The 3,962-nt window shown below is 67.0% G+C and carries 5 protein-coding genes; all 5 read right to left on the reverse strand.

Features of this window, described 5'->3' with window-relative positions:
• Positions 1–126: 126 nt before the first annotated feature.
• On the reverse strand, positions 127–864 hold the full coding sequence (locus ACXWUF_RS19985; RefSeq protein ID WP_458498264.1) for an adenosylcobinamide-GDP ribazoletransferase: 738 nt from the start codon (positions 862–864) through the stop codon (positions 127–129).
• A complete protein-coding gene (locus ACXWUF_RS19990) occupies positions 861–1,484 on the reverse strand; it encodes a histidine phosphatase family protein (RefSeq protein WP_458498718.1) in 624 nt (207 codons plus the stop codon). Before ACXWUF_RS19990 ends, ACXWUF_RS19985 begins: the two co-directional genes overlap by 4 nt.
• A 78-nt stretch (positions 1,485–1,562) precedes the next feature.
• Positions 1,563–2,624 carry a nicotinate-nucleotide--dimethylbenzimidazole phosphoribosyltransferase gene (gene cobT, locus ACXWUF_RS19995; RefSeq protein WP_458503361.1) on the reverse strand — a complete coding sequence of 354 codons (1,062 nt, stop codon included), beginning with the start codon at positions 2,622–2,624 and terminating at the stop codon, positions 1,563–1,565.
• Positions 2,621–3,142: a bifunctional adenosylcobinamide kinase/adenosylcobinamide-phosphate guanylyltransferase gene (gene cobU / locus ACXWUF_RS20000; protein WP_458498267.1), complete on the reverse strand. Its 522-nt coding sequence runs from the start codon at positions 3,140–3,142 to the stop codon at positions 2,621–2,623. Before cobU ends, cobT begins: the two co-directional genes overlap by 4 nt.
• Before the next feature lie 165 nt (positions 3,143–3,307).
• Positions 3,308–3,962 (reverse strand): hypothetical protein (locus tag ACXWUF_RS20005; protein WP_458503362.1); only part of this gene is annotated, 655 nt, incomplete at its 5' end.

Raw genomic sequence — 3,962 nt, forward strand, 5'->3', positions numbered from 1 at the left:
TGGTTCCCAAGCTCCTGCTTGGGAACCAGCTAAAAGGTTCGTAGTTCCGCCTTCAGGCGGCTACGGCACCGCCTGAAGGCGGGACTACAAGCCAAAAGTTGCGTAAGCCCTAAAGATTATGAGTATTCAATACGCCAAGGCCACCAGCACCGCGCACTCGGTCAACTCCACCAGCGCCCCGGCGGTATCCCCGGTGGCACCGCCCAGGCGCTTGAGCATCCACGCCCGCAGCGCCACAAACACCAAACCCGCCGCCGCCAGCGCCCGTTCGCCCGCCGTGCCTGTCACCAATGCCGCGCCCGCCAATGCGACGATCACCACCACCCAAGCCGCCCGCCGGGGCAAATGCCGGGCCAGCGCCTCGCCCAATCCGCCGGGCCGCACATAAGGCGTGGTGAGGAACAACAGCATCGGCGCCACCCGCCCCAACAGCGGTGCCAGCAGCAAGGCCGAGCCATCGGGCCGGGCCAGGATGATTTGCAGCGCGGCCACTTTCAGCAGCAGAACCAAAACCACCGCCACCAGCGCCGCCGGGCCGCTGCGGGGGTCTTTCATAATCGCCAACGTCCGCGCCCGGTCGCCGAAGCCACCCAGCCAAGCGTCGGCGGTGTCGGCCAAGCCATCCAGATGCAAAGCGCCGGTCAAAATCACCCAAGCCGTCAGCGCCAGCGCCGCCGACAACAGATCGGACCTGCCCGCGAGAACCCAATCCAAGCCCAGCAGCGCCAGCCCAATGCCCAGCCCTACCAGGGGATAGCACAGCAGCGACGCGCCGATTTCCCGCGCCGTCGGCGGGCGGTTCAGGCGCACTGGCAGGCAGGTGAGAAACTGGATGGCGATAAGCAGGGGGCGCAATGGATTCACGGGGTGGACTCGATTTCTTCGCAATGGGTCCGGTGGCCGCGTAGCCGGTGCAGGGAGGCGGGGGCGACGCCGATCTCCAGCAAACGGGTACGCGGCCACTGGCGGGCCTGGAGCAACATGGTTCGGATTACGCCGCCGTGCGTCACCATCAATACGCGCCGCCCGGCGGGTTCGTCATCGAGCGCGTCCGCCAGCGCGGCCAATACCCGTGCCTGAAAGGCTTCCAGCGGCTCACCGCCGGGTGGCGGATGGCGGAAGGGATCGTCATGAAAGCGCCGCAACGCCAAGGGGGACGCCGCCGCCAGTTCGTCATAAGTGCGGCCTTCCCATTCGCCGAAATGGACTTCCCGCAGCCGCTCGTCGATGAAAAGCGGCACGTCCCAGGCTTGGGCTTGGGTCGCGGCGAATTCCCGGCAGCGGCGTAGCGGCGAAGTTAGCACCGCCTCCCACGGGCCGGTTTCGGCTAGCGTGGCGTCCATTTGGCGCCAGCCCTCCGCCGTGAGCGGGTCGTCCAGGCTGCCGCGAAACCGGGCGCCGCCGAGGGTTTCGCCGTGACGGAATAGGCCGAGTTCAGTTATCACTTGATTCCCGTAGTTCCCGTAGGGTGGGCATGTACTCATGCCCACCGATTCTTTGGTTCAACGGGCGTCTTTTATTGCGGGATAGACTGCCTGAAGGCGGGACTACGAGCGGTGGACTCATGAATTTTTGCCCGCCACCCCGGCCTCGGCGAAGGTCGCCATCCCCCGATGCAGGGCGCAGGCCAACCGCAGCAGGGGCAACGCCACCGCCGCGCCGCTGCCTTCGCCCAGGCGCAATCCCAAATCCAATAGCGGCTTAGCCTCCAACGCCATTAGCAATCGGGCATGACCCGGTTCCGCCGAAGCGTGCGAGTACAAAAGCCAGCCACCCGCGCCCGGTCGCACTAGCTCCGCCATCAATGCCGCCGCCGTGGCGATGAAGCCATCCACCAATACCGGCAGGCCCCGCTGGGCGCAGCGCAGATAAGCCCCGGCCAGCGCGGCGATTTCAAAGCCACCCAGCCGCCGCAAAATTTCCAGCGGCGGCGGGGAATCCCCGGTGTGCAGAGCCAAGGCCCGCTCGATTACGGCGACTTTATGCCGTCGTCCGGCGGCGTCCAATCCTGTGCCTGGGCCCGCCAGATTGTCCGGTGGCTCGTTCAACAGCGCCGCCGCCAGCGCGGTCGCGGTGGTGGTGTTGCCGATGCCCATTTCGCCGCCAATAAAGACCTGGGTTCCGTCCCGCGAAGCCCGGTCGGCGGCGTCGCGCCCGTAATTCAGCGCGGCGGCGAGTTGGGCCTCGGTCATGGCCGGACCTTCGGTGAAATGGGCGGTGCCCGGTCCCAGGCGGCCATCCACGACCCCGGCGATGGGTTCAAGCGGCTCGACGGTCCCCAGGTTCAGCACTTCCAACTCCGCGCCCAGCGCCCGCGCCAGGACGCTCACCGCCGCGCCGCCCGCCGCAAAATTGCGGATCATCGCCGCCGTGACCGATTGGGGAAAGGCCGAGACGCCCTCCGCCGCAACCCCGTGGTCCGCCGCGAACACCACAATCCGCGCCCGTTCCGCCGTGGGCAGCGGGTCGCCTTGCAGGGCGGCGAGGCGGATCACCAAGCTTTCCAGCCGCCCCAGCGCGCCGGGCGGTTTGGTCAGCATGGCCTGCCGTTCCGCCGCCGCCCGCGCCGCCGTGGCATCGGGTTGGGCTAGCGGATCGGCCAGCCATTCAAAGCCGGGCTTCACAAGGGGTCTCCTTTCAAAATCATGGGCAAGCCCGCCACCGTGAGAATCACCCGGTCGCAAAGCCGGGCTAAATCCTGGTGCAAGCGGCCCGACTCGTCGCAGAAGCGGCGGGATAATTCGCCCGGCGGCAACACGCCCAGGTTGGTTTCGTTGCCGATGAGGATGAGGTGGCCGGGCAAGGCGGGCAGGACGGCGTGCAGCGCGTCCAATTCCTCCCGCCGCCGGGCTTGGTCGGTTTCGCAGAGCAGTTGGGTCAGCCACAGGGTCAGGCAATCCACCAGCAGGCAGCGTTTTTCGGCGGCATGGTCCCACAGGGTTTCGGCCAGGGCCAGCGGCTCTTCCACCAGAGACCAATCAGCGGGCCGGTGGCGGCGGTGTTCCGCCACTCGTTGCGCCATGCCCTCGTCGCCGATGCGGGCGGTGGCGATGTAGACCACGTCCAGCCCGCTCTCCACGGCCAGCCGCTCCGCCAGTCGGCTCTTGCCCGAGCGCACGCCGCCCAGAATCAGTTGCTTCATGCCGGGTTCTCCAAAAGGCGGCTTTCCCCGGCGTCGGAGGTGATGCCTTGGATCATCAGGGTGGGGGCGGGCATGGTTGGGCTTCCAGCCTTTGGATTGATGAATGTGGGAGCGGGCTTTAGTCCGCGATAGTTGGGCCAAGTCGCGGGCTAAAGCCCGCTCCCACTATGGGCCGTCAATGGGCGCGGGAACCACGGCGGTGCGCCCGGCCAGACCCAGCAACGTGTGGGCAATCGCCGCGACGCCAATATAAAGCGCCATCCCGGCCAGCATCGGCGGGAAATACCGGGCGAGCTGAGCGCCGAAGTCGGCGAGGCTCAGTTCGGCGAAGCGGCCCGAGAACAGGTAGAAGCCGCCGCTCGACAGCAACTCACACGCCAACGCGCCGCCCAGAACGCTGAGCGTCAACCCAGGCAAGGTGTCGGCGTGGAAGCGGTAACGCCCGCCGTACCAGCGGCCCGCCAACCATAATGCGCCATAGGCCGGGGCCAGCAGCACATAAGCCGGGCTGACGCAGAAGGCATCCACGCCGGACCCAGTGATGGCCAAATAATCGCTGAGCGCCGCCACGGCCAGCAGGGCTGGCAGCGCCCAACGCTCGCGCACATAAAAACCGACCAGGAAGAACGCCGCCCACGAGGCATCGGGCAGGTGCAGGGCGCTGGCGAAATGGTGGTCGCGGGTGGCCGCCATCAGCGCGGCGAGTCCAACGCTCATCAGTAGGGTGCGATTCGAGGCGATGTCGTTCATTGCAGTTCTCCCAAGGGTGATGAAAAACCGGGTTTGCGCTGGTGGTCCCGCCTTCAGGCGGCACAAGAAC

The sequence above is a fragment of the Methylomagnum sp. genome (assembly GCF_054333355.1).

Bases quoted from the DNA above. Each gene is read 5' to 3' on its own strand.
- ACXWUF_RS19990 (WP_458498718.1), bottom strand. From the start codon at position 1,484: ATGAGTACATGCCCACCCTACGGGAACTACGGGAATCAAGTGATAACT.
- cobU (WP_458498267.1), bottom strand. From the start codon at position 3,142: ATGAAGCAACTGATTCTGGGCGGCGTGCGCTCGGGCAAGAGCCGACTG.